Annotated in this window: 20 protein-coding genes; 10 read left to right on the forward strand and 10 right to left on the reverse strand. The window is 61.9% G+C overall.

What is annotated here, in order from left to right:
- Positions 1 to 8 precede the first annotated feature (8 nt).
- Positions 9 to 1,376 carry an MATE family efflux transporter gene (locus D0550_RS03610; protein WP_153067018.1) on the forward strand — a complete coding sequence of 456 codons (1,368 nt, stop codon included), beginning with the start codon at positions 9 to 11 and terminating at the stop codon, positions 1,374 to 1,376.
- Here D0550_RS03610 and D0550_RS03615 read toward each other — a convergent pair.
- The 6 genes from D0550_RS03615 to D0550_RS03640 form a co-directional block, all read right to left on the reverse strand.
- Complete coding sequence (locus D0550_RS03615; RefSeq protein WP_153067019.1) at positions 1,358 to 1,735, reverse strand: DUF2845 domain-containing protein; 378 nt, start codon at positions 1,733 to 1,735, stop codon at positions 1,358 to 1,360. The genes D0550_RS03610 and D0550_RS03615 overlap by 19 nt on opposite strands.
- A gap of 56 nt (positions 1,736 to 1,791) precedes the next feature.
- Positions 1,792 to 2,976: an iron-containing alcohol dehydrogenase gene (locus D0550_RS03620; protein WP_116807765.1), complete on the reverse strand. Its 1,185-nt coding sequence runs from the start codon at positions 2,974 to 2,976 to the stop codon at positions 1,792 to 1,794.
- 52 nt (positions 2,977 to 3,028) lie between these two features.
- Entirely contained in the window at positions 3,029 to 4,411 is a 1,383-nt protein-coding gene (locus D0550_RS03625) for an aldehyde dehydrogenase family protein (protein ID WP_116807724.1), read from the reverse strand.
- Between the two features lie 13 nt (positions 4,412 to 4,424).
- Positions 4,425 to 5,795: a glutamine synthetase family protein gene (locus D0550_RS03630; protein WP_116807725.1), complete on the reverse strand. Its 1,371-nt coding sequence runs from the start codon at positions 5,793 to 5,795 to the stop codon at positions 4,425 to 4,427.
- The gene (locus D0550_RS03635; protein ID WP_116807766.1) at positions 5,792 to 7,354 is read right to left on the reverse strand and encodes an amino acid permease; all 1,563 of its coding nucleotides are present in this window, start codon (positions 7,352 to 7,354) and stop codon (positions 5,792 to 5,794) included. The genes D0550_RS03630 and D0550_RS03635 overlap by 4 nt, the downstream gene beginning before the upstream one ends.
- Before the next feature lie 130 nt (positions 7,355 to 7,484).
- Complete coding sequence (locus tag D0550_RS03640; protein WP_161965617.1) at positions 7,485 to 8,363, reverse strand: GGDEF domain-containing protein; 879 nt, start codon at positions 8,361 to 8,363, stop codon at positions 7,485 to 7,487.
- 172 nt (positions 8,364 to 8,535) lie between these two features.
- Here D0550_RS03640 and gshA point away from each other — a divergent pair, with 172 nt between their 5' ends.
- From gshA to D0550_RS03670, 7 genes are all read left to right on the forward strand, one after another.
- Entirely contained in the window at positions 8,536 to 10,131 is a 1,596-nt protein-coding gene (gshA, locus tag D0550_RS03645; protein WP_174842467.1) for a glutamate--cysteine ligase, read from the forward strand.
- Positions 10,132 to 10,487: 356 nt separating this feature from the next.
- Entirely contained in the window at positions 10,488 to 10,715 is a 228-nt protein-coding gene (locus D0550_RS34575) for a hypothetical protein (RefSeq protein ID WP_153067020.1), read from the forward strand.
- Entirely contained in the window at positions 10,655 to 11,974 is a 1,320-nt protein-coding gene (locus tag D0550_RS03650) for a GGDEF domain-containing protein (protein WP_116807727.1), read from the forward strand. The genes D0550_RS34575 and D0550_RS03650 overlap by 61 nt, the downstream gene beginning before the upstream one ends.
- A 222-nt stretch (positions 11,975 to 12,196) precedes the next feature.
- Positions 12,197 to 15,643 (forward strand): pyruvate carboxylase, encoded by a 3,447-nt coding sequence (gene pyc / locus D0550_RS03655; RefSeq protein WP_116807728.1) that lies wholly within the window; start codon positions 12,197 to 12,199, stop codon positions 15,641 to 15,643.
- A 283-nt stretch (positions 15,644 to 15,926) separates the two neighbouring features.
- Positions 15,927 to 17,486, forward strand: coding sequence for a PAS domain-containing sensor histidine kinase (locus D0550_RS03660; protein ID WP_116807729.1), 1,560 nt, complete (start codon positions 15,927 to 15,929; stop codon positions 17,484 to 17,486).
- Between the two features lie 31 nt (positions 17,487 to 17,517).
- Positions 17,518 to 18,111, forward strand: a complete 594-nt coding sequence (gene fixJ, locus D0550_RS03665; protein WP_116807730.1) for a response regulator FixJ — start codon at positions 17,518 to 17,520, stop codon at positions 18,109 to 18,111.
- Positions 18,112 to 18,419: 308 nt separating this feature from the next.
- Positions 18,420 to 18,824, forward strand: coding sequence for a response regulator (locus D0550_RS03670; protein ID WP_161965618.1), 405 nt, complete (start codon positions 18,420 to 18,422; stop codon positions 18,822 to 18,824).
- A gap of 34 nt (positions 18,825 to 18,858) precedes the next feature.
- On the opposite strand, the gene D0550_RS03675 is transcribed toward D0550_RS03670, so the two are convergent.
- Complete coding sequence (locus D0550_RS03675; protein ID WP_206606068.1) at positions 18,859 to 19,785, reverse strand: DnaJ C-terminal domain-containing protein; 927 nt, start codon at positions 19,783 to 19,785, stop codon at positions 18,859 to 18,861.
- Positions 19,786 to 19,931: 146 nt separating this feature from the next.
- A complete protein-coding gene (locus D0550_RS03680; protein WP_161965619.1) occupies positions 19,932 to 21,932 on the reverse strand; it encodes a M12 family metallo-peptidase in 2,001 nt (666 codons plus the stop codon).
- A 561-nt stretch (positions 21,933 to 22,493) separates the two neighbouring features.
- Here D0550_RS03680 and D0550_RS03685 point away from each other — a divergent pair.
- Positions 22,494 to 22,832: a P-II family nitrogen regulator gene (locus D0550_RS03685; protein ID WP_116807733.1), complete on the forward strand. Its 339-nt coding sequence runs from the start codon at positions 22,494 to 22,496 to the stop codon at positions 22,830 to 22,832.
- Between the two features lie 52 nt (positions 22,833 to 22,884).
- Complete coding sequence (locus D0550_RS03690) at positions 22,885 to 23,853, forward strand: quinone oxidoreductase family protein (RefSeq protein ID WP_116807734.1); 969 nt, start codon at positions 22,885 to 22,887, stop codon at positions 23,851 to 23,853.
- On the opposite strand, the gene D0550_RS03695 is transcribed toward D0550_RS03690, so the two are convergent.
- Both D0550_RS03695 and ilvN read right to left on the reverse strand, forming a co-directional pair.
- Positions 23,850 to 24,458 carry a glutathione S-transferase family protein gene (locus D0550_RS03695; protein WP_116807769.1) on the reverse strand — a complete coding sequence of 203 codons (609 nt, stop codon included), beginning with the start codon at positions 24,456 to 24,458 and terminating at the stop codon, positions 23,850 to 23,852. The genes D0550_RS03690 and D0550_RS03695 overlap by 4 nt on opposite strands.
- A 149-nt stretch (positions 24,459 to 24,607) precedes the next feature.
- Positions 24,608 to 25,114, reverse strand: a complete 507-nt coding sequence (ilvN, locus tag D0550_RS03700; RefSeq protein WP_116807735.1) for an acetolactate synthase small subunit — start codon at positions 25,112 to 25,114, stop codon at positions 24,608 to 24,610.
- Positions 25,115 to 25,410: the final 296 nt, after the last annotated feature.

Genomic DNA, 25,410 nt, shown 5'->3' on the forward strand with positions numbered 1-25,410 from the left:
TCATCGTCATGAGTATCCACAGCCGCGCCCGCCTGGTCGTGGACGCCCGAGCTATTGTGTCGCTCGGCGCCCCGCTGCTAGGGAACAATCTTTCCATCTCCGGCATGGCCTTTGCCGATACCGTGATGGCGGGCCAGCTGGGGGCGGTCGAGCTGGGCGGCCTGGCCATCGGCGCCGCCAGTTTCAACCTTTTCATGTTCGTCGGCTTCGGCCTGTTGATGGCCACTTCGCCATCGGTCGCGCACGCCTTCGGCGCCAACGATAAGGACAAGGTGACGTCCTATGCGCGTCAGTCATGGTGGCTGGTGCTGGCGCTTTCAATCCTGTTGTTCACGGGAATGCGCCAGGCGGACTGGTTCCTGGCGGCGATCGGCATCTCCAAAGACGTGCTGCCGGTCGCGGTGGGCTACATTCACGCCATCAGTTGGGGCATGCCCGGGCTGCTCGCGTTCTTCTCGCTGCGTTACATGAGCGAAGGGCTGGGTCGTACCAAGCCCATCATGTTCACTGGCTTCCTCGGTCTGACTGCCAACGTCATCGGCAATTGGATCTTCATGTACGGCAAGTTCGGCGCGCCAGCGATGGGTGCGGTGGGCTGCGGAGTCGCGACGGCCATTTCGATGTGGCTCATGTTCTTCGCGATGTTTCTACACGTGCGCATGCATCGTGCGTATCGCCCTTTCAACTTTTTTGCGCGTATCGATCGTCCGAACTGGCCGGTGCTCGGCGAGCTCAGTCGCATCGGTGCGCCGATTGCCGGCAGCATCCTGGCTGAAGGCGGTTTGTTTGTTGCGGCGGCGTTGATGATGGGCGGCATGGGCGCCGTCACTGCGGCCGGACATCAGATCGCGCTGAACTACGCGGCATTCATGTTCATGGTGCCGCTCGCCATCAGCTCGGCGACCACGATTCACGTTGGCCACACGCTGGGTCGTGGCGATCTCATCGGCGCACGCAATGCTGGTTGGATCGGTGTGGTGATGTGCGCAATCGTGATGACTGTGTCGGCGATCGTGATCTTGCTGTGCAACGATCACATCGCCGCGCTTTATACACGCGACCTGCCGGTGCGCGAGCTGGCTGCGAGTTTGTTGCTGATGGCAGCGTTGTTTCAGTTTTCCGATGGCGTGCAGGTCGGCGCGGCGGGGGCTTTGCGCGGCTTCAAGGACACGACCATTCCCATGACCCTGTGCGTCTTTTCGTACTGGGTGGTTGGGTTCACCTTCGCGTATTACTTCGGTGTGTACCGAGGCGAAGGGCCGAAACTGGTGTGGGTTGGCCTGAACGTCGGGCTGTCAATCAGCGCGGTGCTGCTGGTGGCGCGCTTTTGGCGCGTGACCCGAGCGCGCTTGCGGGATCAGTTGCCGGCGTTATAGGAGCCACGCTGCGGATCGTTATATCCGTAGCCCAGCGTCTCGACCTCGTCGACGACGCCATCGATGAAACGCACCCGGCGCATCAGCTTGTTCGGACCGAAGTTGTACGTCCAGGTTTCCACTGGAATCTCGACCAGTCCATCGCCGGAGAAAAAGACGCGGCCGCCGATGGTGTAGGTCGGGCGTCGCAGGATGGTGCGCGTCTGCACGTCGGCGGGCTCGCCACAAAACGCTCGCACTTCTGCACGTGCATTGCCATCGCGGATCAAGCGGCTGCCACAACGCATGGTGTCGGCATGCGCCGGCGCTGCGAGGGCGCCCGCGACGACTGTCAAACCGATGAGCACTGAGATACGCATGGTCTTCACTATGCCTCGCGGCTGCTGAATTGCCAATGAAACATGGCTTCAATCCATCAACTCGCCGCCGTCTGGAGCCGTCCTTCGATGCAGTTACGATACAGCTGAGCAAAGTCTGCGACCGTGACTGGCAGCGGATTGCCGCCGGTGGAAGGATCGTCGAATGCCTGCCGGGCAAACGCGTCCGCATGCTCTGATGTAACGCCCAACTCGGCCAATGTGTCCGGGACGCCAATGGAATTTCGCAATTCCAGGATCCAGTCCAGCACGCCGCTGAACGAATGCTGGCGCAGGTTCAGATAGGCGGCCAGGCGTTGCATTTTCTCGCTCAGCGCCGGACGGTTCCAAGACAAGACATAAGGCATGACGACTGCATTGGTCAGGCCATGGTGGGTGTTCAGGTTGGCCGAGCACGGATGACTCAGGCTGTGCATGGCGCCGAGCCCTTTCTGAAAAGCGGTCGCGCCCATCAGGGAGGCTGCCATCATGTGTGAACGGGCTTCGATGTCGCTGCCGTCGCGTACGGCGGTCGGCAGCCAATCGTGAATCAATCGCATGCCTTCCAGAGCGATGCCTTCGGCGAGCGGATGATAGGAAGGCGAGCAGTACGCTTCCAGATTGTGAGAGAGCGCGTCCATGCCGACTGCCGCTGTGACTTGCGCGGGCAGGCCCAATGTCAGCTCAGGATCGGCGATCACGATGGACGGCAACATCTTTGGATGAAAAATGATCTTCTTGGTGTGGTCGCGCACGTCGGTGATCACAGCAGCGCGGCCGACTTCCGAGCCGGTGCCAGACGTGGTCGGCACCGCGACGGTAGGCGCCATGCCCGCGACATTCACTCGCGTGTACCAATCCTCGCGATCCTCGAAGTCCCAGATTGGACGCGTCTGTCCCACCATCAATGCCACGGCCTTACCGGTGTCGAGTGCGCTGCCACCGCCGAATGCGATCACACCATCGTGCGAGCCGCGACGGTACGCAATGACTCCATTNTTCGTGACGTTTCGATTTTCGACCGGATTCGCTCGTACGTCGCTGAATACTTCACAGGCGAGTCCCGCCGCCCGACAGGCAGCTGCGGCGTGTTCGATCATAGGCAGCTTCGCCAATGCGGCATCAGTGACCAGCAAAGGACGCTTCATGCCCAGCGTTTTGCACGCCTCCGGCAACTCGGTGATGCGGCCGGGGCCGAAGCGAACCGCGGTGGGATAGTTCCAGTTGCCGCGTAACGAAGCCATGATGTTTTCCTTCGAGCGGACCGGCTTGATGACGAACTCTCTCATGGCGCTCTCAAGTGCGCGTGCGCAAATGGAATGACTTGGGTCGCGTGAGATGTTCGTAGCCAACCACGGACAGTGTGCAGCCGCGCCCCGAATCCTTCACTCCGACCCAGGCGAGCGCCGGATCGAGATAGTCGCAACGATTCATGAACCACGTGCCGGTCTGGATGCGATCGCCGAGGGCGAGCGCGGCCTGCTCGTCGCCGGTCCAGATCGCGGCAGTCAGACCGAAATGGCTGTCGTTCATCAATGCAATCGCCTGCTCGTCCGAGCTCACCTTCATCAGACCGGCCACCGGGCCAAAAATTTCCTCACGCATGACGGTCATGGAGTGATCGACATTCAGCAACAGCTGTGGCGCGAGGTAGGGTGTGCCGGGTTTGCTGACAGGGAAGTTCGCTTCGTCGATCGCAGGCGTCGCGCCGGCGCTGATTGACGCAGCAATCTGCTGGCGAATCGCGTCCGCAGCGGCGGCTCGAATCACGGGGCCTAGCGTGGTGTCCTGTTCGAGCGGGTTGCCGAGCACATACTTATTGATGAGATCGATGCAGCCGTCGACGAATGCATCGTGAACGCGCTCATGAACGTAGATCCGCTGTAAGCCGCAGCACGACTGGCCACTGTTGAAGTAGGCGCCATCGACAACGTTCTCGATGGCGTGTGACAGATCGGCGTCGTGGCGAACGTACACGGGGTCACAGCCGCCGAGCTCCAGTCCCACCCCGATGAAGCGTTCCGAGGCCGCGCGTTGCGCGGCGTGTCCGCCGGCGACCGAGCCGGTGAATGCGACGAAGTCGATGCGCGGGTCGCGAATGACCTTGTCGGTATCTGCATGACTCAGATGCAAGACTTGAAACACACCGTCAGGTAGACCCGCTTGCGTCAGGCAAGTTGCGAAACGCTCGGCGCACAGCGGCGTCTGTGCGGAATGCTTCAGGATCACGGCGTTCCCAGCCATCAGCGCCGGGATGATGCTGTTGACTGCGATCAGATACGGATAATTCCATGCGGCGATGGTGAGCACGACGCCCAACGGCTCACGCCGCACGAAGCGTGTGAAGTTCTCCTTCGGGCCAGCGTCGATATCGGCAAGCGCTTGCGGAGCGATGGCGATCATGTGTCGCGCGCGCTCGAGGGTGCCGTTTACTTCGCTTGGCGAAAAACGAATGGGGCGGCCCATCTGCCAGGTCAGCTCGGTGGCGATGTCGGCGCGCTGGCTGTCGAAGATGTCGCAGAAGCGGGAGAGGATCCTGGCGCGGTCCTCGATCGACGTATTTCGCCACTCGCGCTGCGCCGAGCGAGCACTACTGAGTGCCTCATCGACTACCGCCGGCGTCGCCAGCTCCATCTGGACATAGATGCTGCCATCAACAGGAGAAATCGTGCGTTGCATGGGCCGTCATTCGCTAGATGATCTCGAAATATCGCGCCAGCTCCCAATCTGTGATGTGCTTGCGGAACTCGCGCTCTTCCCACTCGCGGGTGGCAGCGAAGTGCTCGACGAAGGCGTCGCCGAAGTACCCGCGGGCCATGCGTGATTGTTTCAAGCGCTGGGCGGCATCCCACAAAGTCCGGGGCAGCGCCAGGTGCTGCGGAAACTTATGGTCGTAAGCGTTCCCTTCGACCAGCGGCTCGGGCTCGATGCGGTGTTCGATGCCATACAGTCCGGAGCCCAGCGCTGCCGCAAGAATGATGTATGGATTCGCGTCCGCCGCGGCCACTCGATATTCCACGCGTTGCGACTTCGCACTGCCCGGAATGACGCGCAGTGCGCACGTTCTGTTCTCGACGCCAACGGTCGAATCCGTGGGTGCCCAAAATCCAGGAATCAACCGTGTATATGAGTTGACCGTGGGTGCCACCATCGCCAGCAGCTCCGGCATTAGCTTCTGCTGCCCGCCGATGAAATGACGCATGGTCTGGCTCATCTGATGCGGCTGGTCGGCATCGTGAAACACGGGCTGGCCATCGTGGTCCTGCAGCGATAGATGAATGTGACCGCTCTGACCCGGCCAGTCGCGCGACCATTTCGCCATGAAGGTCGCCATCATGCTGTTGCGCTGGGCGAGCACTTTGATGAAGGTCTTGAACAGCGAGGCCTTGTCGGCAGAGGCCAGCGCACTGTCGAAGGCAATCGCTGCTTCGATCACGCCCGGGCCGGTTTCCTCGTGCAGCCCTTCGATGCCGAAGTCCATGGCTTCGCAAGTGGCGAGCAGGTGCCGATAGAACTCCGCTGCCGTCGAGTTGCGAATGACCGAGTAACCAAACCAGCCGGGCGCCATGGGTCGCAGGTCGCGATAGTGCTTGGCGCGCACCGACTCGGGAGTTTCGTCGAAGAAGAACACTTCGTACTCGAAGCCTGCGTAGGGTTGAAAACCCAGCTTCGCCGCCTTGTCGATCACGCGTCGAAGCAGGCCACGTGGGCAGACCTGCTCTGCCGCGCCAGTGAACTCGCTCAGGAACAGCAGATTGTTTTCTTCGAATGGCAATGGACGGCACGTTGCCGGCAGGATGCGCACCGGTGCATCGGGATAGCCCGTGTGCCAGCCGGTGAATTTCACGTTGTCGTAGAGCTGGTCCTGGCAGTCCCAGCCGAGCACCACATCGCAAAAGCCGTAGCCGCTTTCCAGCGCCGATATGAACTTGGCGCGCGACATGTATTTGCCGCGCATGATGCCGTCGATATCGAAGACGCCCACTTTGACGTGCGACAGACCGCGTTGCTCGACAATGGCTCGGGCATCGGCCGCGCTTTTGACCTGGCGAGGTTCCATCATGATGCGGTATCAACCTTGGTTGTGCCGTAACCCTCGCGCTCGGGATGCCCGTGCTGCCCGCCGGTGAGTGCAAATTCTTCCTCGGGCGACAACACCAGCTTGTGGCGACCCACGAACGCGAAGTACAGAACGCCGGCCACGTACCAGGCCAGCGCCGAGTACACGCCGGCGCGATACACCGGATCCTGCAGCTGGAAGTACAGCGTGACGATCGCGATGACGACGGTCGCGGTAGCGCCCGGAATGCCGAGTGGACTGCGATACGGTCGCTCGATGTTGGGCATGTTCTTGCGTAACAAGATGAAGGAGATGCCCTGGAACGCATACGAGATCATCGCGCCGAACACCGCCATGTTCAGCAATGTCGCGCCGATGATTGCGCCGCCTTTCTCCGCGCCGCGCGAGATCCACACCGCGAGAATCACTGCGAGCCCGATCGACGCGCCAGTGAACAATGCGATGTGAGGTGTCTTGCGCGAGCCGTGCGTCAAGGACATGGCAGCTGGGTAATAGCCCGCGCGCGATAGCGAATATATCTGTCGTCCGAACGCGAAGATGATGGTGTGAAAGCTCGCGATCAGGCCGATGACCGCCAGCAATGACAGCAACTTCGCAATGTCGCCGGCGAAGATCACGCGGAAACCGTCGAGCAGCGGCTCGGACGAGGTGGCCAGCGAGTACGCGCCATGCAGCTTGCCTTCCTCGGCGGAACCGATCGATGCATTCAGCAGCATGATCATCAGAGCCGAGACCATCAGCGTGAACATGCCGAAGATCAGTCCTTTGGGCATGTCCTGTTTCGGATCCACCGATTCTTCGGCGGCCAGTGGCAGCTCTTCGATCGCCAGGAACAACCAGACTGCAAAGGGCAGGGCCGCGAGCACGCCGTGCCAGCCGAACGGCAGGAAGCTGCCGCCGCCTTGGACCAGTTCCATGGGCTTGCCGTCGGGGCCGGCGGCGATGTTCAACGCCCAGCGCGAGAAGTCCGCATGCGGAATCGCGCTGATCCAGAACACCACCAGTACCGCCAGGGCCATCACGGTGACTACGACCGAGATTTTGAATGACAACTCCACGCCTGCGTAATTGAGCAGCACGAACAGCAGATAACAGCCGATCCACCACAACGGCTGATACGCGGCTGGAGTTTCGAAGATGCCGGTGAGATAGGAGCCGATGAAGAACACGATCACCGCCGGCGTCATGATGTATTCGATGCTCTCGGCCAGACCGGTGATGAAGCCGCCCCAGGGACCCATGGCGCTGCGAGCAAACGAATATGCGCCGCCGGTATGCGGCAGCGCTGGCGACATTTCCGCCAGGCTGAAGATCAGCCCCAGATACATGATGGCGATGACGATGGCCGCGATGAACAGGCCGCCCCAGCCGCCGGCGCCGATGCCGAAATTCCAGCCGGAGAAATGCCCCGAGATGACGGCGCCGACGCCCAGCGCCCACAGCGACCAGACTCTGGCGTGACGTTTCAGGCCACGCTTCTCGAAGTAATCCTTACCGGCGTTTTGATAAGTGACGCCGCCAACCGTCTTCCTGTCCGTCATGCGATTCTCCCTTCCGAAGGAATGCCAATCGCCCGCGACCCACATTCCCTGTCACTGTTGTTTTCGAGGATGAATGCGACGAATCGACTATACGCCGATGCGCGTGTGGGTGGCGCAAGGACAGGAAAGATCAGGAGGCGAGCTCGACGATCGGGCGCTCGGCAATGCTCGTTGCTGGTGCAGCCGCCATCGCGATCCGATTGCGTCCCTGGCATTTGGCTTTGTAGAGCGCCTGGTCGGCCGCCCGTAGCAATGCATCGGCCGCTGCATCGTGGCGACCGGGCGCGCCCGGCGAGATCGCGGCAACGCCGCCGCTGATGGTGATGCGCTCGCCGCCCTGGCCCGGCCCGATCGAAATCGCCATGCGCCAGATCCGGCGGCGCAAGCGCTCCGCATACAGTCCGGCGCGGTGCGCATCCACGCCAGGCAAGATCACCGCGAATTCTTCGCCGCCGTAGCGGGCGACCAGATCGCCGCCGCGACGGAAGCTTTCATCCAGGGTCCGCGCAACCCGGCGCAAGACCTCGTCGCCGTGGGTATGGCCATAGGTGTCGTTGAAGTGCTTGAACTCGTCGAGATCTAGGAAGATCAAGGACAACGGCAGCTGTTCGCGACGCGCGCGACGCACCTCGCGATCCAGTACTCGGTCGAAATGACGTCGATTGGCGATGCCGGTCAGCGCGTCGACGGAGACCAGGCGGCGGAGGCGCTGATTGGCGGTTTCCAGTGCGAGTCGCAGACGGCTCAGTTCCTCGTTGCGTGCTTCCAGTGCACGGGTGCGCTCGCGGACCCGATTCTCCAGACCGTCACGGATTGCTTGCAGTTCGGCTTCGGCAAGCTGGCGTTGCGCCAGCTCCAATTCCAGTTCCCGGGTGCGTCGGGCCAGGCGGACGTGCAGGACCAGGGCTCGCGCCAAAGCGGCAATAACCGTCAGCGCCAGGGCTGCGACCACTCCGATCGGCAGATGCAAGGTTGCGAGCTCGAAAGCGAAGGTGGATGGCAGCTCCACGGATCTCCAGCGCTCGGTCGGAATGGGCTAATCAGAGCATAGTCGCCGGGTTTGCGGTATCGGACCATACGCAGCACGGGGGCGGGCGTTCACTTGTGTCATGCCTGGCGGGTGCTTGACGCAGTGAACGCGCCTCGTGAAACTTGCCGGCCACTTACGGTTCTGATGAGACATGAGCAGCTCCGGCATCGACCGCGCCTTCGAGCGTCGCCTGGCGACGCTGATCAATACCCGCGAGCCGCGTGTCCTGCAGAACGGCCTCAAGGGCGTGGAAAAAGAATCGCTGCGCGTCTCGCCCGACGGCCGCCTCGAGCAAAGCCCGCATCCGGTCGCGCTGGGCTCGGCGCTCGCTCACGAGCACATCACCACCGATTATTCGGAAAGCCTGATCGAGCTGGTGACGCCCGCGTTCCGCGAGTCCTGGCAACTGCTGCAATATCTGTGCGACCTGCACCAGTTCGTCTACCGCCACCTCGGCGACCAGCTGCTGTGGGCAACCAGCATGCCCTGCATGCTGACCGGCGACGATGAGATTCCCATTGCACGCTTCGGTCGCTCGAATATCGGGCGCTTGAAAGAGGTGTACCGGCTGGGTTTGGGCAACCGCTACGGCCGGATGATGCAGGCCATTTCCGGCGTGCATTTCAATTACTCCTTTCCGCAAGCGTTCTGGCCGGTGCTGGCCGAAGTTTTGCAGGAGTCGCGCGCCGATCAGCATTTCATTTCGGAGCAATATTTCTCGTTGCTGAGAAATTACCGGCGCCATGGCTGGCTGATCCTGTATTTGTTCGGCAACTCGCCGGCGCTGTGCAACTCGTTCGTGCGGGGGCGCGATCATCAACTGGAAACATTTGCGCCCGGCACGCTTTATGCGCCGCACGCCACGTCGCTGCGCATGAGCGATCTGGGCTATCGCAACAAGAGCCAGGCGGGTGTGCAGATTTCGGTCAACAGTCTGGATGAATATGTGCGCGACCTGACTGCCGCGGTCAGCACGCCGCATCCGGAATATCAAAAGCTTGGCGTCAAAGTGGACGGCGAATACCGCCAGCTCAACGCCAATCTGCTGCAGATCGAGAACGAATATTACAGCTACATCCGGCCCAAGCGCGTGGCCCGCTCCGGCGAGCATCCTTCGCAAGCATTGCGCCGTGGCGGTGTCGAATATGTGGAATTTCGCGCGCTCGACGTGAGCGCGTTCGATCCGGTCGGCGTCAATCAAAACAAGNNAAGTTTTGCGCTTTTTTTTTGGAGGCGTTTCGCGGCGCTGTGTGTGCTGAAACAAAGCGAGCCGATCGATGCCGGCGAGCAGGCGCACCTGGACGCCAACCATGCCTTGGTCGCGCGCCGCGGGCGCGAGCCGGGATTGAAACTAAATCGCAATGGGCGGCCCGTAGAATTGCGCACCTGGGCGCTGGAGCTCATCGATTCGATGCGTGGCATCTGCGAGCTGCTGGATCAAGGCGATGAGCGTAAGCCGTACACGGCCGCGTTGGATCTGCAACAGACCAAGATCGACGATGTGGATCGCACACCGTCGGCGCGCAGTCTGCAGGAATTGCGCACCACGGGTGAAAGCTTCGCGCAGTTCGCGCTGCGGATGTCTCGTGTGCACAAGGCTTACTTTCTGGATTTGTATCCGCCGAACGAACAGCGCCTGGCGGAATTTGGTGCCGAAGCCGAACAGTCGCTCGAGCGGCAGGCCGCGATCGAAGCCGCCGACGACATGACTTTCGACCAGTTCCTGGTCAAATATTTTGAGCGGTAGAGTCCGACTCTCCAAGCTGCCGATCATCAGCGGATCAATTTCAAACAGCTTGGCGAATCCGGATATCGCAGCGCCGCGATTTAGCGGGTGAGTTTTATTTTTCGCACCGACTAGCACAAGTTAACAGTGAGCGTTACATTCGGCTTCCTGGTCAGCGCGTTGGTCGCTTGAACATAATCGAGCGGTTTCAAACGCGTCCCCACGTCTGTCGAGTGTCTCGCGCACGGAAGTCTCAGCGAAGATGCCCTGGGTTCCGAAACTGAGAACTGCGCACGCTTTTGCGGTCGGGTGAGAAATAACATGGGCACGTTTTTTTCATCCGAATTCGCGTAAGCGAGCTCCGCCGACTGACTTTTATGAGCACACTAATCAAACCTGTCGTCAGCCAGATGGTCAGCGGAGGGTCGGCAGCCAACGCCGATCAGCTCGGTAACGCAATTTCATTGACGACACCGGAACTTGGTATCGACACGGTGGTCGAGCCAAATATCGAATCGACCGGGGGCTGGGATGCCTACGAAGTATGGCGCCGCTTGATCAAGGACGCGCGCGATCGTCGCAAACATCATCAGGATTCGAACTAATCCCCGAGCCGGCGCCAAGAACAGGTTACGCAGGCGGTGCAGATGCGCCGCCCCAGTCCGCTTACGCGCTGCAACTCCAGCGCGGCTTTCCGCGCCTGACGTTCGACGATCCTGACCTCGAGCGGCGTTTCCGTCGCTCGCATCTGGCCAGGACTCGTGCCCAGATCAGTCGCAACCTGCAGCTGGGCATCGGCTTCGTCATCGGCTTCTCGGCGCTCACTCATCTGGTGCTGCCCGCGGCCGTGAACCGGCCGCTGGATCTGATTCGACTCACCGTGCTCGGACCGATCTTTCTGAGCGCGCTCATCCTGGTGCATAGCCGGCTGTATCAGCGCTGGTATCCCATCGTATGTCCCTTCGGCGCAACGCTGTTCGGCACTGGCGTCGTGGTGCTCGCCGTGATCGCGGCCAGCCAGGGCGTCAGCCTGATCGCCTCGGTGGTGCTCGCGATGATCTACAACTATCTGATGCTGGGGCTGGCGTTCCGGCCGGCGTTGAGCTCATCGCTGCTGGTGCTCGCTGCCTATCCCATCATCGCCACGCTCGCCGGCATTCCGGCATCGCAGCGGCTGGTCGATGTAGGTGTATTGCTGTTCACCAACGCCATCGGAGCGATTGTTTGTTATTCGCTGGAGCGCGCCAATCGCACCAACTTCCTGGAATCGCAGCTGCTGATGGAAACGGCGCGGCGTGATGGATTGACCGGCATCGCCAATCGCCGCACGTTCGACGAGCACGTCGATCGGGTCTGGGCGCAGGCCGCCCGCGAGGGCCGGCCGTTGACCCTGCTCATGATCGATATCGATCATTTCAAAGCGTACAACGATCGTTTCGGGCACCAGGCGGGCGACGAATGCCTGCGTCGCGTCGCCTGGTCGTTGAGCAGTCATGCGCGCCGGCCGCTGGACATTGCGGCACGCTATGGCGGCGAAGAGTTCGCGATGGTTCTCTACGATGCGACCCGCCACCACGCCGAGGACATGGCGCGGCAAATTCAATCCGGCATCGAATCGCTCGCGATCGCGCATAGCGCGTCTCCGACTCCGAGCAAGAGCTTGTCGGTGAGCATCGGCATCGCGTGCGTCCAGCCGATGAGCGATCGCAGTCACTATGGCTTCATCCAGCTGGCAGATGAGGCGCTGTACGCGGCCAAGGAGCGCGGCCGCAATTGCATCGTCATCATGGACAAGGAATACAGCGAGCTCACCACCGGCTCGTTTCGCAAAGAAGCCGCCGCGGAAGCAGGCGCCGCGCACTAAGAAAACGCTGTCCCCGAGCGCGCCCGCGTTGGCCTTGGTGTCAGCGGTGTCATCGTCGCCGCCGATACTTTGATCTTGAAACCCTATTGGCCTCGCTCTTGCAGGGGAGTCTGCTGCCGCTATGATCGATGGATCTCGCTGCCGCCGGCAGCCCCATCCACGACTCCTACAAGCCCCCGGTCCGGCACTAAAAAAGACTGGTGCGGGCGGCGAGTGTTCATCATGCCTCAGAAAATCAAGAGCCTGCTGATCGCCAATCGCGGCGAGATCGCCATTCGCGTGATGCGCGCAGCCGCCGAGCTGGGCATCCGCACCGTCGCGATCTATTCGCAGGAAGACCGCTTCTCATTGCATCGCATGAAGGCGGACGAGAGCTATCTGGTGGGCGCCGGCAAAACACCGGTCGAGGCCTACCTGGATATTGCCGACATCGTGCGCATCGCGCGTGCCGCGCAGGTCGATGCGATCCATCCCGGCTACGGTTTTTTGTCTGAGAACCCCGAGTTTGCCGAAGCCTGTGCGGCCGCGGGTGTGATCTTCATCGGCCCGACGCCCGAGATCATGCGTCGACTGGGCAACAAGGTGATGGCGCGCAACCTCGCCGTCTCAGCGGGCGTGCCAGTGATGCCCGCGACGCCGCCATTGCCGCGCGATGAAGCAGAAACATTGCGCATGGCGCGCGAAGTGGGCTTCCCGGTCATGCTCAAGGCGAGCTGGGGCGGCGGCGGGCGCGGTATGCGTATTGTCGAGAACGAGAAGGAGCTGCCCGAAATGGTGGCCACCGCCCGGCGCGAGGCCAAGGCGGCTTTCGGCAACGACGAGGTTTATCTCGAAAAGCTGGTGCGTCGCGCGCGCCACATCGAAGTGCAGTTGCTGGGCGACTCCCATGGCAACCTGGTACATCTGTTCGAACGCGACTGCACCGTTCAGCGCCGCAATCAGAAGGTCATCGAGCGCGCGCCCGCCACGTTCTTCAATGACGAACAGCGTCAGTCGCTGTGCGAAGAGGCGCTGAAGATCGGTCGCGCCGTGCGTTATCTCAATGCCGGCACCGTGGAATTCCTACAAGACGCCGACAGCGGCAAGTTCTATTTCATCGAAGTGAACCCGCGCGTGCAGGTCGAGCACACGGTGACGGAGTCAGTCACTGGCATCGACATCGTTCGCGCGCAGATCCGGATCGCCGAAGGCGCGCGGATCGGCCATGGAGACAGCGGCGTACCGAAGCAGGAAGACATTCGGCTCAACGGTTATGCGATGCAGTGTCGCGTTACCACTGAGGATCCAGAGAACAACTTCATTCCTGATTACGGGCGCATCACGGCCTATCGCAGTCCGGCGGGCTTCGGCATTCGCCTCGATGCGGGCACGGCGTATTCGGGCGCCATCATCACGCGCTCTTACGATTCGCTGCTGGTGAAAGTGACTGCGTGGTCGCCAACGCCGGCCGAGACCATTGCGCGTATGCATCGCGCATTGTGGGAGTTCCGTGTGCGAGGCGTGGTGACGAATCTGCGCTTCCTCGATCAGTTGATCCTGCATCCGCAGTTCGCCTCCGCCGAATACACGACCAAGTTCATCGATCAGACCCCAGAGCTGTTCCGTTTCCCGCGCAAGAAGGATCGAGCCTCGCGGCTGTTGAACTTCGTCGGCGATGTGGTCGTGAACGGCAATCCCGAGGTGAAGTCGCGGCCGCGGCCGCAGCGCCTGGTGACGCCGAAGCTGCCCAAGATCGATTTGCCGGCGCCGGCGTCCGGCACCAAGCAGAAGCTCGATGAGCTGGGGCCCGACAAGTTTGCGCAATGGATGCTCGAGCAGAAGCGAGTGCTGCTGACCGACACGACCATGCGTGATGCGCATCAGTCGCTGCTGGCAACCCGCTTCCGCACCTATGACATGAAGGCGATCGCGCCGTACTACGCGAGCTTGTTGCCGGATCTGTTCTCGGTGGAGTGCTGGGGCGGCGCGACGTTCGACGTCGCAATGCGATTCCTCAACGAATGTCCGTGGGAGCGCTTGCAGGAATTTCGCCAGTCGATGCCGAATCTGCTGCTGCAGATGCTGCTGCGGTCGGCGAATGCAGTCGGATACACGAATTACCCCGACAACGTCGTGCGCTACTTCGTCAAGCAGGCGGCGCAATCGGGCATCGATTTGTTCCGCGTGTTCGACTCGCTGAACTGGGTCGAGAACATGCGTGTCGCGATCGATGCGGTCCGCGAGTCCGGCGCGCTGTGCGAAGCGGCGATTTGCTACACCGGCAATCTGTCCGATCCGCGCCAGACCAAGTACGACTTGAAGTACTACTTGTCGATGGCGCGTGAGTTGAAGGCGGCGGGCGCACACATTCTCGGCATCAAGGACATGGCGGGTCTGTGTCAGCCACACGCGGCTTACACGCTGGTCAAGGCGCTGAAGGAAGAGATTGGTCTGCCGGTGCACTTCCACACGCACGACACGAGCGGCATCGCCGCTGCCAGCGTGCTCGCCGCGGTCGATGCGGGCGCCGACGCCGTCGACGGCGCGTTGGACGCGATGAGTGGCCTCACCTCGCAGCCCAACCTTGGCTCGATCGTCGAGGCCTTGCGCCATAGCCCGCGCGATTCCGGGCTCAATTCGGAGCATCTGCGCGTGCTCTCGGGATACTGGGAGCAGGTGCGTCATTGCTACAGCGCGTTCGAAAGCGATCTGCGCTCGGGCGCGTCCGAGGTGTATGTCCACGGCATGCCCGGTGGGCAGTTCACCAACTTGCGCGAGCAAGCACGCTCGCTGGGCATCGACGATGTGCGTTGGCCGGAAGTGGCGCGCGCCTATGCCAAGGTGAATGAGATGTTCGGCGATATCGTGAAGGTCACGCCGACGTCGAAGGTCGTCGGCGACATGGCGATCATGATGGTCACCAGCAATCTCACTGCCGAGCAGGTGCTCGATCCGAACACCGAGATCGCTTTCCCCGAATCGGTCGTCTCGCTGTTCCGCGGCGATCTCGGCCAGCCATACGGAGGCTTTCCGTCGGCCTTGCAAGAGAAGGTGCTGAAGGGCGCCGCCGCCATGACCGGTCGGCCTGGCGAGGTGCTGGCGCCGATCGATCTGAAGAAGGCGCGTGACGAAGCGCAGAGCAAGACCTGGCGCGAGATCACGGACGAGGAGTTCGCCTCGTACTTGATGTATCCGAAAGTGTTCCTCGACTACATGAAGAACCGGCTCGACTATGGCCGTGTCAGCGTGTTGCCGACGCCGCTGTTCTTCTATGGCATGGAGCCGGGCGATGAGGTGACGGTCGATATCGATCGCGGCAAGACGCTCATCGTTCGCTTCGTTGCCGTGAGCGACAGCCACGAAGATGGCACGCGTACGGTGTTCTTCGAGTTGAATGGTCAGCCGCGCTCGGTGAAGGTGCCCGATCGCAGCCAGGTCGCGTTGAAGCCGCCGCGTCGCAAGGCCGAGCCTGCGGATGCCAACCAGGTGGGTGCGCCGATGCCAGGCACGATCGCCACCGTCGCTGTCCGGCAGGGCGACAAGGTGAAGCGCGGCGATGTGCTGCTGACGATCGAAGCGATGAAGATGGAAACATCGGTGCGCTCGGATCGCGACGCGACCGTCGCCGAGGTCGTCACCAAGCATGGCGAGACGGTGGACGCAAAAGACCTGCTGATCGTGCTGGGCTGAGCGCCGCGCGCCGATCGAGTCCGGCCCGATCGGCGCTCCTTGCAAAACTTGCGCGAGTTGCCTGACCAATTCGTTGCCGGCGATATCGCCGCTGCCGGGTCAACTCATGCGCGTGCGTGATATCGGCCGGCCTGCCGTCGTAGTAAATGCTCTTGAGGTACTATCGCTCCTCGGGATAAACGGCGGCTGATCGGGTCGCAAGACGGCTGCAGTGAAGGGCCGGGAAGAATATCGCGGGCAGCACTACTTCCACGGCTGCTGCCATGCGTGGTTAGATCTGCATATGACGCTACTGCGAGTCGCCGAGCCACAAGAAGAGCGCGCACACAGGCTGGAGCGTGAATTCCAGGCAGTGTTGGACGCCGCCGTCGATGCCGTCGTGTTGTTCGATCACGAGGGCCGCATCGAGCTGTTGAACCATGCCGGCGAGCGCATGTTCGGTTACAACGAACAGGAGGTCATCGGGCTGAAGGTCAACATCCTGTTGCCCGAGCCGTACCGTTCCCAGCACGACGACTATCTGCGTCATTACATTGAAGCCGGTGAGCCGCGCATCATCGGCATCGGCCGCGAGCTGCTGGCCAAGCGTCGGGACGGCAGCGAGTTTTCCGCGGAGCTCGCGGTCGGCCGGGTGCAAGGCACCGACCCGCCGCGCTTCGTCGGTTTCATTCGCGACATCACCGTACGCCGGAACGCAGAAGAAGCGCTCCGTCGCAGCGAGGCGCAGCTGACCATCGCGCAGGAGATCGCGAACCTCGGCAACTATGTCGTGCATGCCGACGGCAAGTTCGAGGACTACTGGTCGCCCCATCTTTATCGGGTATTGGGGCGCCGTTATGGCGAACCGTACATAGGGGTGTACGAATACCTGGAGCCGATGGTTCATCCCGCCGATCGCGCTCGCTGGCAAGCGGCGCGTGACGAGCTGGAGACCAGCGCTCGCTCCATGGATATCGAGTATCGTGTGATCCATCCGGACGGCTCGCTGCGTTACGTGCACCACATTGCTCAAACAACGAGACGGCCCGACGGCAGGGTATTGCGACAGGTGGGGACACTGCACGACATTACGGATCGACGTCGCGCTGAGGACGAAGCGCGCCAGATGCAGGACCGAATCGCCCACTTCGGGCGTATCTCCACCATGGGTGAAATGGCCGCAGGCATCGCACACGAAGTGAACCAACCGCTGACCGCCATCGCGACGTATGCGCAGGCTTGTCAGCGGCTGATCGCTGCCAACGACTTCTCGCAGGAGGAAGTGGAGGCGGCGCTCAACCATATCGGTGCGCAGGCATTGCGCGCTGGCGAGGTCATTCGCCGGCTGCGCACGTTCGTCAAGAATCGAGAAGTGCGGCGAGAGTTGATAGAGGCGAATCGCCTGCTCGATGACGTGGTGACCCTGGCGCAGACCGACGCACGCCACAATGGTGTGCGACTGGTGCTCGAGCCCTCACCAATGACGCCGCAGGTGCAGGCGGACGCGGTACAAATCCAACAGGTGGTCTTGAACCTGATTCGCAATAGCATCGACGCCATGTTGACGGTGCCGGAAGTGCGCCGGGAGATTTTGTTGCGGACTTCGGTGGACAGCGAAGGCGACGTCGAATTCATGGTGGCCGATCGCGGCACCGGCGTCGATCCGGCGGCCATGGCTGAGCTGTTCAATCCGTTCTTCACTACCAAACCCGGTGGCACCGGACTCGGCCTGTCGATCAGCCGGTCCATCGTTCGCGCTCACGGCGGCAAGCTGTGGTGCAGCGCCAATCCCGGCGGCGGAGCGCGANNGCGATTCTTTTTCACACTGCCGGCCGTGCCGGCTTCAGCAGGGAGTCAGCAATGATGAGAGCTAGCGTCCCAATCAGCGGCCCACGATCTTCGTCGTCGACGATGATCTGGCGGTGCGCGACGCGTTGAAGCTGTTGCTTCGCTCGGTGGGCCAATCGGTCGAGACGTACGGCGCCGGCCAGGAATTCCTGGAGGCGTACAGCGAAGATCGGCCCGGCTGCCTGGTGCTCGACATCCGCATGCCGGGCATGTCGGGACTGGAGCTGCAGCAGAAGCTGAACGAAAAACACTCGATATTGCCGATCATTTTCATCACGGGACACGGTGACGTGCCGATGGCGGTGGAAGCCATGCAGGCCGGCGCGGTCGACTTCATCCAGAAGCCGTTCCGCGATCAGGATCTGATCGATCGCATCAATCAGGCACTGGAGAAGGACACGAGCAATCGCGCCGCGCTCGGCGAGCGCAACGATATTCGCCGCCGATTAGAAACGCTGACGCCGCGTGAGCGCGAAGTGCTCGATCTGGTGGTGCACGGAAAAGCGAACAAGGTGATTGCCGGCGACCTGAAGCTCAGTCAACGCACCGTGGAAATCCACCGCGCGCGCGTGATGGAGAAGATGCAGGCGTCTTCGCTCGCGCACCTGGTGCGCATGGTGCTGGAAGTCGGTCAGGTGTGAGGCGATGCATTCGCGCATATGTCGGATATGGTTTTGCTGAGCTGACGGTCGCTTGCGACAGGTCGGCGACGCGCGTTGTCGACCCTAGAAAAAACCCTTAAAACCCTGCACGAAGCAGCGTTCGGCGCGCGCTCTTCCTTAAGTACAAGTGCGACTTTTTCATGGGTGGCGGTCGGCCAAGATACCGCCATGCGACCACGGCCCACAGGCGAGTCCACCGCCCCCAATCCTCCCTGCGGCTCGGGCTTCCTCAGCACAGTGGCCGTGGCCGCTTTTCTCTCAGCGCAAATTAGATCTTTATCGTTGTCGTGTCGTACTCCCGCCCCATCGTTGCTGTAATCGAAGCCGACGCAACGGATCGCCGACTGCTTTGTTCTATGTTAAGTAATCTGAACGCGGATGTTCAGGATTACGACAGCGCTGAAAGCTATCTCGCATCGCCGCTCGGCATTCGTGGCAGTTGCCTGATTACCGAGATGAGCCTGCCCGGCATGTCCGGACTGGACTTGCTGAAACGCCTGCGCGCGAATCACGCGTCAACGCCGGTTATTTTGCTGGGAGAAGATGCGGATGTGCGTGCCGCCGTGGCCGCCATGCGCGAGGGGGCAGTGGATTTCATCGAGAAGACGCACGTGGATTACTCCATCGTGCGCCGCGTCGCTTATCTGCTCGATCATTCGCAGCACGCCACCGATTCCACGGGCGTGCATTGATCGGCCCGCGGCCGACGATCGGCCCTCCGTACGATTACTGCAGCTCGGCGCGCGGATCGAACGGCAGCTCGCGTTGCATACGTTCGTATAGCTCGCGGGCCTGCGACGTATCGGCCGGCGGCAAGACGATTTTCAACACTACGTATTGATCGCCCGGTGTTGCGCCCGGCAGTCCGCGACCTTTGAGCCGCATGCGTTGTCCCGCTTTCGCGTTCGCGGGAATGCGTAAGTCGACCGGTCCTGCCAATGTCGGCGTCGGCACGGTCGCGCCGAGCGCCGCTTCCCACGGTGCGACCGGCAACGTCAAAGTCACATCGCGGCCTTCGACTTGATACAACTTGTGCTTGCGGAAGCGCACTTCGAGATACAAGTCGCCCGCGGGTCCACCGCCATGGCCGGGGCTGCCTTGACCGGCGAGACGAATGCGCTGACCTTCGACGATGCCTTGTGGGATCGTGATCTTGAGCTTGCGCGTCGCGCCCGGTCCGCTCTTCAGCTCGATGGTCTGGGTGCCGCCGCGAAACGAATCTTCGAGATCGATCTCGATCGACGCGACTTGATCGTCGCCGGCCATCGCAAAGCCTCGTCCACCAGCACCGCGCGCGCGGCCGCCGCCTCGGGCAGCGCCGCCAAATAATGACGAGAAGAAATCGCTGAAGCCGCCTTCCTGGTCCCCGAACGCGTTCGAGAACTCGAAGTTCTGACCCCAATCCGGCGGTGGCCGGAATTCCTGGCCCTGACGCCAGTTGCTGCCCAGCTGATCGTAAGCGGCGCGCTTTTGCGGGTCCTTCAGGACCTCGTAGGCTTCCTGCACTTCCTTGAAGCGGGCTTCGGCATCCTTCTCTTTGCTCACGTCCGGATGATATTTGCGCGCGAGCCGGCGATAGACGCGCTTGAGCTCGTCCTGGCCGGCGTCGCGGGCGACGCCCATGATCTTGTAGTAATCCTTGTATTCAGGCACGGCGAAACTACACCTCACGCCCGCGCAGCGTCGGGCAGTTGCAAGCGACCGATACTAATGCCGCCCGTCGAACGGGGCACGGATTGTCCGTGTATGGCGACGTAAATGGCGCTTGCAACCGCGCTTTCAAGCGCGCTCGGGTCAGGTCAAGGCCGGCGTGGCGAGCGGGTGGGGCGCGGCGAGGGATTTTTCAAGGCAAGCAGGCCGAGCAACAGCGCCAGCAGCCCCGGGCCGGCGGCACCGCCGCCGCCGCCACCGCCGCTGCCCGACGAGGACGACTGGGCGGTCGACATGACTGACCCCGTAATACTGATTGTCGTTGCCGCCGTGTCGTTGGCCGGCACCGGATCGATCTGTGCGCTGGAAATCTGAGCTTGCAGCGTGCCGCCGCCGGCACCGGTCGCGATCAGCTTTGCGGTTCCAGTCACTCGCGTGCCCGCCGGCAGCGATGACAGCGAGCACATGATGCCGCTATCACCCACCACACAGTTGCTGCCGTCGAACGTCGCACTGGAGGCGGTGAGGCCAGCAGGCAACGCGATCGCGATAGTCACCGAGTCGGCGTCCATGTCGGATAAGTTCGTTGCCGCGAGATCTGCATTGAAGGATGTGCCCGCCGCGATGGAGGTCGGGGCCTGCAAGCTCACTGCGAGATCTACTTCCGGCTGGGTGCTGATCGTGCCCACGCCATGGTTGTTGTTCAGATTGCTCTCGTTGGCGGCGCTGACGTCGACCGTGACGGCATGTGACATCGCAATCGCGCTACGCAGAGATACATTGACGACCACCGCGTTGCCGCCGGGGATCTGGCCCAGCTCGCATGTGATGTGGCCGGCGCCGCTGACGCACGTGCCACCCACCACGGAAGCTTCGACGATGGTTAGTTCCGATGGCAGCACGATCTCAGCGCGCGCGTTTGCAGTCGTCATGCCGCCGGTGTTGCGGATGGTCACGTTCCATTGGAACTGTTTATCGAGCGAGCGCTGCATGGAGCCGAGATTGGCGTCCACGGCGATATCAGCGCTTGCCAGTGCGGTGATGCAGCTCGCGCTCGCGGCTCGCGCCTGCATGATGTTCAGGCTGCACGTCGAAAACTTATCGCTGCCGTTGATGGACGGCGACATGAGGAACTGACCGGTCGGCGTGCCGGCGCAGGCCTGGCTCGAATCGCCGTCATGAGGTGCGCCCAGGCTGTGGCCGATTTCATGGGCCGCGATCAACGATTCGACCCAGGGCGAGTTGCTCGATTCGGTCAGTCCGGCGCCGTACTGACGATCGCAGACCGAGCCGACGAACGCGATGCCCACCGTCGATCCATCCAGATTGCGGCCGGTGAAGAGATGCGTCAGACCGCGTGAGTACAGATTCGGCGAGCGTCTGCGCAGATCCCCCAGCTCGCTGAGCAGCGACGCTGCCGAGGTGGTTGCGGACAGCGAATCGCCGATATCGATGCTGGGAACGCTGATCTCGATGCCGAGCTGCGCGCTGAAGATGCCGTCGACGTTGTTCAGTCGGCGCAGAATTTCCGTGCGAGCCTGGGTCTCGCTGCCGAAACGATTCATGAACAAACCGTCGCCGAGCGCGGCAATTTCGAGGCGCTTGGTCGCACCGACTGCCTGCATGATCGTGGGCGAGCCCTTCAGCTCGGCGAGCATGGAGTTGTAGGCATCGGAACCTTTGCTCGCCGCGGTGCTGGTGTCGGAGCCGCACGAAGCGGCGCCGGGCGCCATCACTACATCGTTGAGCCGGAAGATAGCCGTGGCGTTTGGATCAGCCGCTGCATTCGCGGGCAGCGACTCCTGCAGCTCTTCGACCGGCTCGATGACGTAAAGCTCGGTGCCATCCCAAAGCATGCCTTCGATCTTGCCGTCTGCCGTCGACAGGCGTGCCCAAGATCCGGCGAGACCATTGACGCGACCCCGATACAGCGCGAGATCGCTGCCGCCAGCCGTGCTCTGTAGCAGCGACGACAGCTTGTCATTGGGCTCGAGGGTGACGACGAAGCGGCGACCGTACGCGTCGAATTGCAGCTCGCGCGTTGGCGAAGACTTCTGTTGGCCGGTGGTGAGCGGTGCGGCGAGCTGCAGAGGCTCGAAATAAAGAATCTGGGAATCGGCGCGATCCAGGCCGAATGCGGAACCCGTCACAGCGCTGCAAATGATTGCCGCGAGCCAATGAAGGCGTCCGCTCAAGAACCCATTGGCGCCGCTGCGCGTGCCGCCTCCCATCGCTGCTGTTCAACCCGCTGTTGTTATGACGGCGCACCTTTTCTCATAGGGCTCTTGAGCCCACAACGGCACCAACGGGCCATTTGCGCCAGGACGCGATCTGGATCACGCGCCAGCTTCCAATACTGGGATGAAGGTTTGATTTCCAATAAGTGACCGAAACGACCTATAAAGCTCGTGCCCGCGTGTCCGACGCCGCTGTTTTTGCAGCCTCGGCGGCGATCCAGGCGGAGCAAGCCGGAGTTGCACCAAACCCGCGCGCGCCGCGGAATGCGCGCGCTAAACTGGTGCGGTTCGGATCGGTTTTTTACCGTCACGCGGCTGGTAAGCTGCAGGCTAGCGGATGCGTCTGGCCGCCGTTCGCGGCATAGAACGTGCATTGCAAAGCTTCGCCGCGGTAGTGCAAGGTTGTCTGGCCACGCCATGCGACCCGGCGGACATGAAAAACCCATAGGGCAAGCGAGATAGGAGCCACGGGGAATGAAACTCATCAGCGCAATCATCAAGCCGTTCAAGCTCGACGACGTTCGTGCCGCGTTGTCGGAAATCGGCGTGTCGGGCATGACAGTCACCGAGGTGAAGGGCTTCGGGCGGCAGCGCGGTCACACCGAGCTGTATCGTGGCGCCGAGTACGTGGTGGACTTCGTGCCCAAAACCCGCATCGAAGTGGCGGTGAAGGATTCGCTGGTCGACCAGGTGACCGAAGCCATCATCAATGCCGCCAAGACCGGCAAGGTCGGCGATGGCAAAATCTTCATCACCGACCTGGAGCGAGTGCTGCGCATCCGCACCGGTGAGGCAGACGACCAAGCGTTGTAAGGCTTGATCCGGGGCCTGCCGCCTGCTGTCCAGCGGGCGGTACAATGCTGGCATGACCGGCATCATTCGATTCCATGAAACTGGCGGCCCCGACGTCCTGCGTTGGGAATCCATTGAGCTTGGCGAGCCCGGGCGCGGTGAAGTAAGGCTGCGGCACGGTGCCGTCGGCGTGAACTTCATCGACGTCTACGAGCGCAACGGTCTCTATCAGAAGTCCTTGCCCGCGACCCTGGGCAAAGAGGCCGCCGGCGTCATTGAGGCCGTCGGTCCCGGCGTCAAACATGTGAAGGTCGGTGACCGGGTCGCCTACGCGCAAGGCTCGGGCGGCTATTCAGAAGCTCGCGTCATGTCCGCGGACGATCTGGTCAAGCTGCCGGATGGCATCGACGATCAGACGGCTGCGGCGGCGACATTGAAAGGACTGACGGCGCAGATGCTGTTGCGTCAGGTCTATCGCGTGAAGAAGGGCGATGCCCTGTTGATTCACGCCGCAGCCGGCGGCGTCGGAACAATTCTCGTACAGTGGGCTCGGCATCTGGGCGCAACCGTGATTGCGATCGTCGGCTCCGCTGCCAAAGCGGACCTGGTGCGTGAGCTGGGTGCGCAACACGCATTGCTCAGTGACGACGATTGGGTGGGTCAGGCCAAAGCAATCACCGGTGGGCGAGGGGTCGCGGTTGCGTATGACTCGGTGGGCAAAGACACCTTCATGCATTCGCTCGATACCATTCGCACGCGCGGTTTGATGGTGAGCTATGGCAATGCGTCGGGCGCGCCGCCGGCGATTTCGCCGTTGGAGTTGTCCAAGCGTGGCTCGCTGTATCTGACCCGGCCCACGATGTTTCATTTCACTGCGACCCGTGCGGCGCTGACGCGCGCCGCGAACGAGCTGTTCGATCTGATGGCGCGCGGCGTGATCAAAGTGAAAATCGGTCAGACCTATCCGCTACGAGAAGCGGCTCGCGCGCACGCCGATCTGGAAGCCCGGCGCACGACGGGCTCTACCGTCTTGTTGCCTTAAGGTGCAGTGATCGGCGCCCAGTGCGGCTGCGATGACACGCGGTCGCACCAGCCGCGAATGTTTGGATAAGGCGCGAGATCGAAGCCGCCCTCGTGCGAGACATGCGTGTACGCGTACAGAGCGATGTCGGCCAGCGTGAACTGATCGGCGACTAGAAAGTTGCGCTCGCGCAAGCCGTCTTCGAGCACGTCCAGTGCCGCGTAACCGCTCTTCTTCTTTTCTATGAGTTTCTCGCCGAGCTCGGCCCGCGTCTTGCCCAACATTTTCAGCCAGAAACGCACCGTGCCGAGGTTCGGCTCGAGGTTGTACTGCTCGAAGCACAGCCATTGCCACATGCGGGCCCGCTGATAAGGGTCATCGGGAATCAGCGTCGAGCCTTCGGCCAGATAGGCAATGATGGCGTGGCTCTCGGCCAGATAGCCTTTTTGCGGAATTTCCAGCAGCGGAATGCGGCCGTTGGGATTCTTCGCCAGGAAGTCGGGAGTGCGGCTCGCGCCGACTTTGATGTCGAGCTCGATCAGCTCGTACGGCAGCGCCAGCTGCTTGAGCACCAGGCGCACTTTATAGCCGTTGCCAGAGGGCAGGTAGTCATACAGGCGGTACATCGTCTCTCCAATCATCATCGTCAGCAGGCGAAGGTTCCAAGAACGCGCTCAAAAGGATGAACGCGTCCCCGAAAACATCCTGCCCCGTGATGTTTGCAGAGAACTTTGGTGCCGCCCTGGTCGGGCGCCCCGAAGCGATGCGGAACTGGTCAGGCGCGGAGCGTGGTCGCTCCTCGCAACATTGCCAATGCACCGCTGCGCACGACTTCGAGAACTTCGCCGAGATTCCCCGCTTCGGCAATGAACCTGTTGATCTGCGCTTCGCTATCGGTCAGTTCGACGGTATAGCTTTCCGAGTCATCCGACAAGACTCTAGCCCCCGCCTTTTGCATGGCGGAGTTCACTGCTGCGAGTTGCGAGCCCGGCACGCGCAACTTCAGCAGCAACAATTCGCGCTCGACGTGCTGGTCGCGGGTCACGTCATCGACGTTGACGACATCGATGAGCTTGAGCGACTGGTTGACGATTTGCTGAACGACGGCCTCGGTGCCGGTGGTGACCAGCGTCAGGCGCGACACGGTCGGATCTTCGGTCGGCGCGACGTTCAACGATTCGATGTTGTAGCCGCGTGTGGAGAACAAGCTGGCGACGCGCGTCAGCGCCCCGACTTCGTTCTGCAACAGAATGGAAACGATGTGGCGCTTGCGGGAGCTCATCGCAGTTCCTTTCGAGGTGGCTGGGCTGGTCCAAGCCCCAGACTGAGGGGTCACTACTGTAGTCATCAGGTTCGCCGGAGCGGTCTCGCGCGAAAGGGCGGGGAAGCATACGGGACCGATCAGCGCGAGCCTAGCGGTCAACCGGGCGGGGGTGGCAAATAGACGTTGCGCCAACCTTGCTGTAGGCTGCTTCGGTCGCATGAACCGGTCGCCAACAGGGCGCCGGACGCATTTTTTTCCGGAAACCGTCGTGAAACACAGTCCTGCCGCGCTCTCCGCCGCCAGCCATCCGCTCG

Source organism: Steroidobacter cummioxidans (assembly GCF_003104955.1).

Excerpts from the sequence above, each read along its gene's own strand:
- D0550_RS03610 (WP_153067018.1), top strand. The coding sequence starts at position 9 with ATGAGTATCCACAGCCGCGCCCGCCTGGTCGTGGACGCCCGAGCTATT.
- D0550_RS03615 (WP_153067019.1), bottom strand. The coding sequence starts at position 1,735 with ATGCGTATCTCAGTGCTCATCGGTTTGACAGTCGTCGCGGGCGCCCTC.
- D0550_RS03625 (WP_116807724.1), bottom strand. The coding sequence starts at position 4,411 with ATGCAACGCACGATTTCTCCTGTTGATGGCAGCATCTATGTCCAGATG.
- D0550_RS03630 (WP_116807725.1), bottom strand. The coding sequence starts at position 5,795 with ATGATGGAACCTCGCCAGGTCAAAAGCGCGGCCGATGCCCGAGCCATT.
- D0550_RS03635 (WP_116807766.1), bottom strand. The coding sequence starts at position 7,354 with ATGACGGACAGGAAGACGGTTGGCGGCGTCACTTATCAAAACGCCGGT.
- D0550_RS34575 (WP_153067020.1), top strand. The coding sequence starts at position 10,488 with ATGAGCACACTAATCAAACCTGTCGTCAGCCAGATGGTCAGCGGAGGG.
- D0550_RS03650 (WP_116807727.1), top strand. The coding sequence starts at position 10,655 with ATGGCGCCGCTTGATCAAGGACGCGCGCGATCGTCGCAAACATCATCA.
- pyc (WP_116807728.1), top strand. The coding sequence starts at position 12,197 with ATGCCTCAGAAAATCAAGAGCCTGCTGATCGCCAATCGCGGCGAGATC.
- D0550_RS03685 (WP_116807733.1), top strand. The coding sequence starts at position 22,494 with ATGAAACTCATCAGCGCAATCATCAAGCCGTTCAAGCTCGACGACGTT.
- D0550_RS03690 (WP_116807734.1), top strand. The coding sequence starts at position 22,885 with ATGACCGGCATCATTCGATTCCATGAAACTGGCGGCCCCGACGTCCTG.
- D0550_RS03695 (WP_116807769.1), bottom strand. The coding sequence starts at position 24,458 with ATGTACCGCCTGTATGACTACCTGCCCTCTGGCAACGGCTATAAAGTG.
- ilvN (WP_116807735.1), bottom strand. The coding sequence starts at position 25,114 with ATGAGCTCCCGCAAGCGCCACATCGTTTCCATTCTGTTGCAGAACGAA.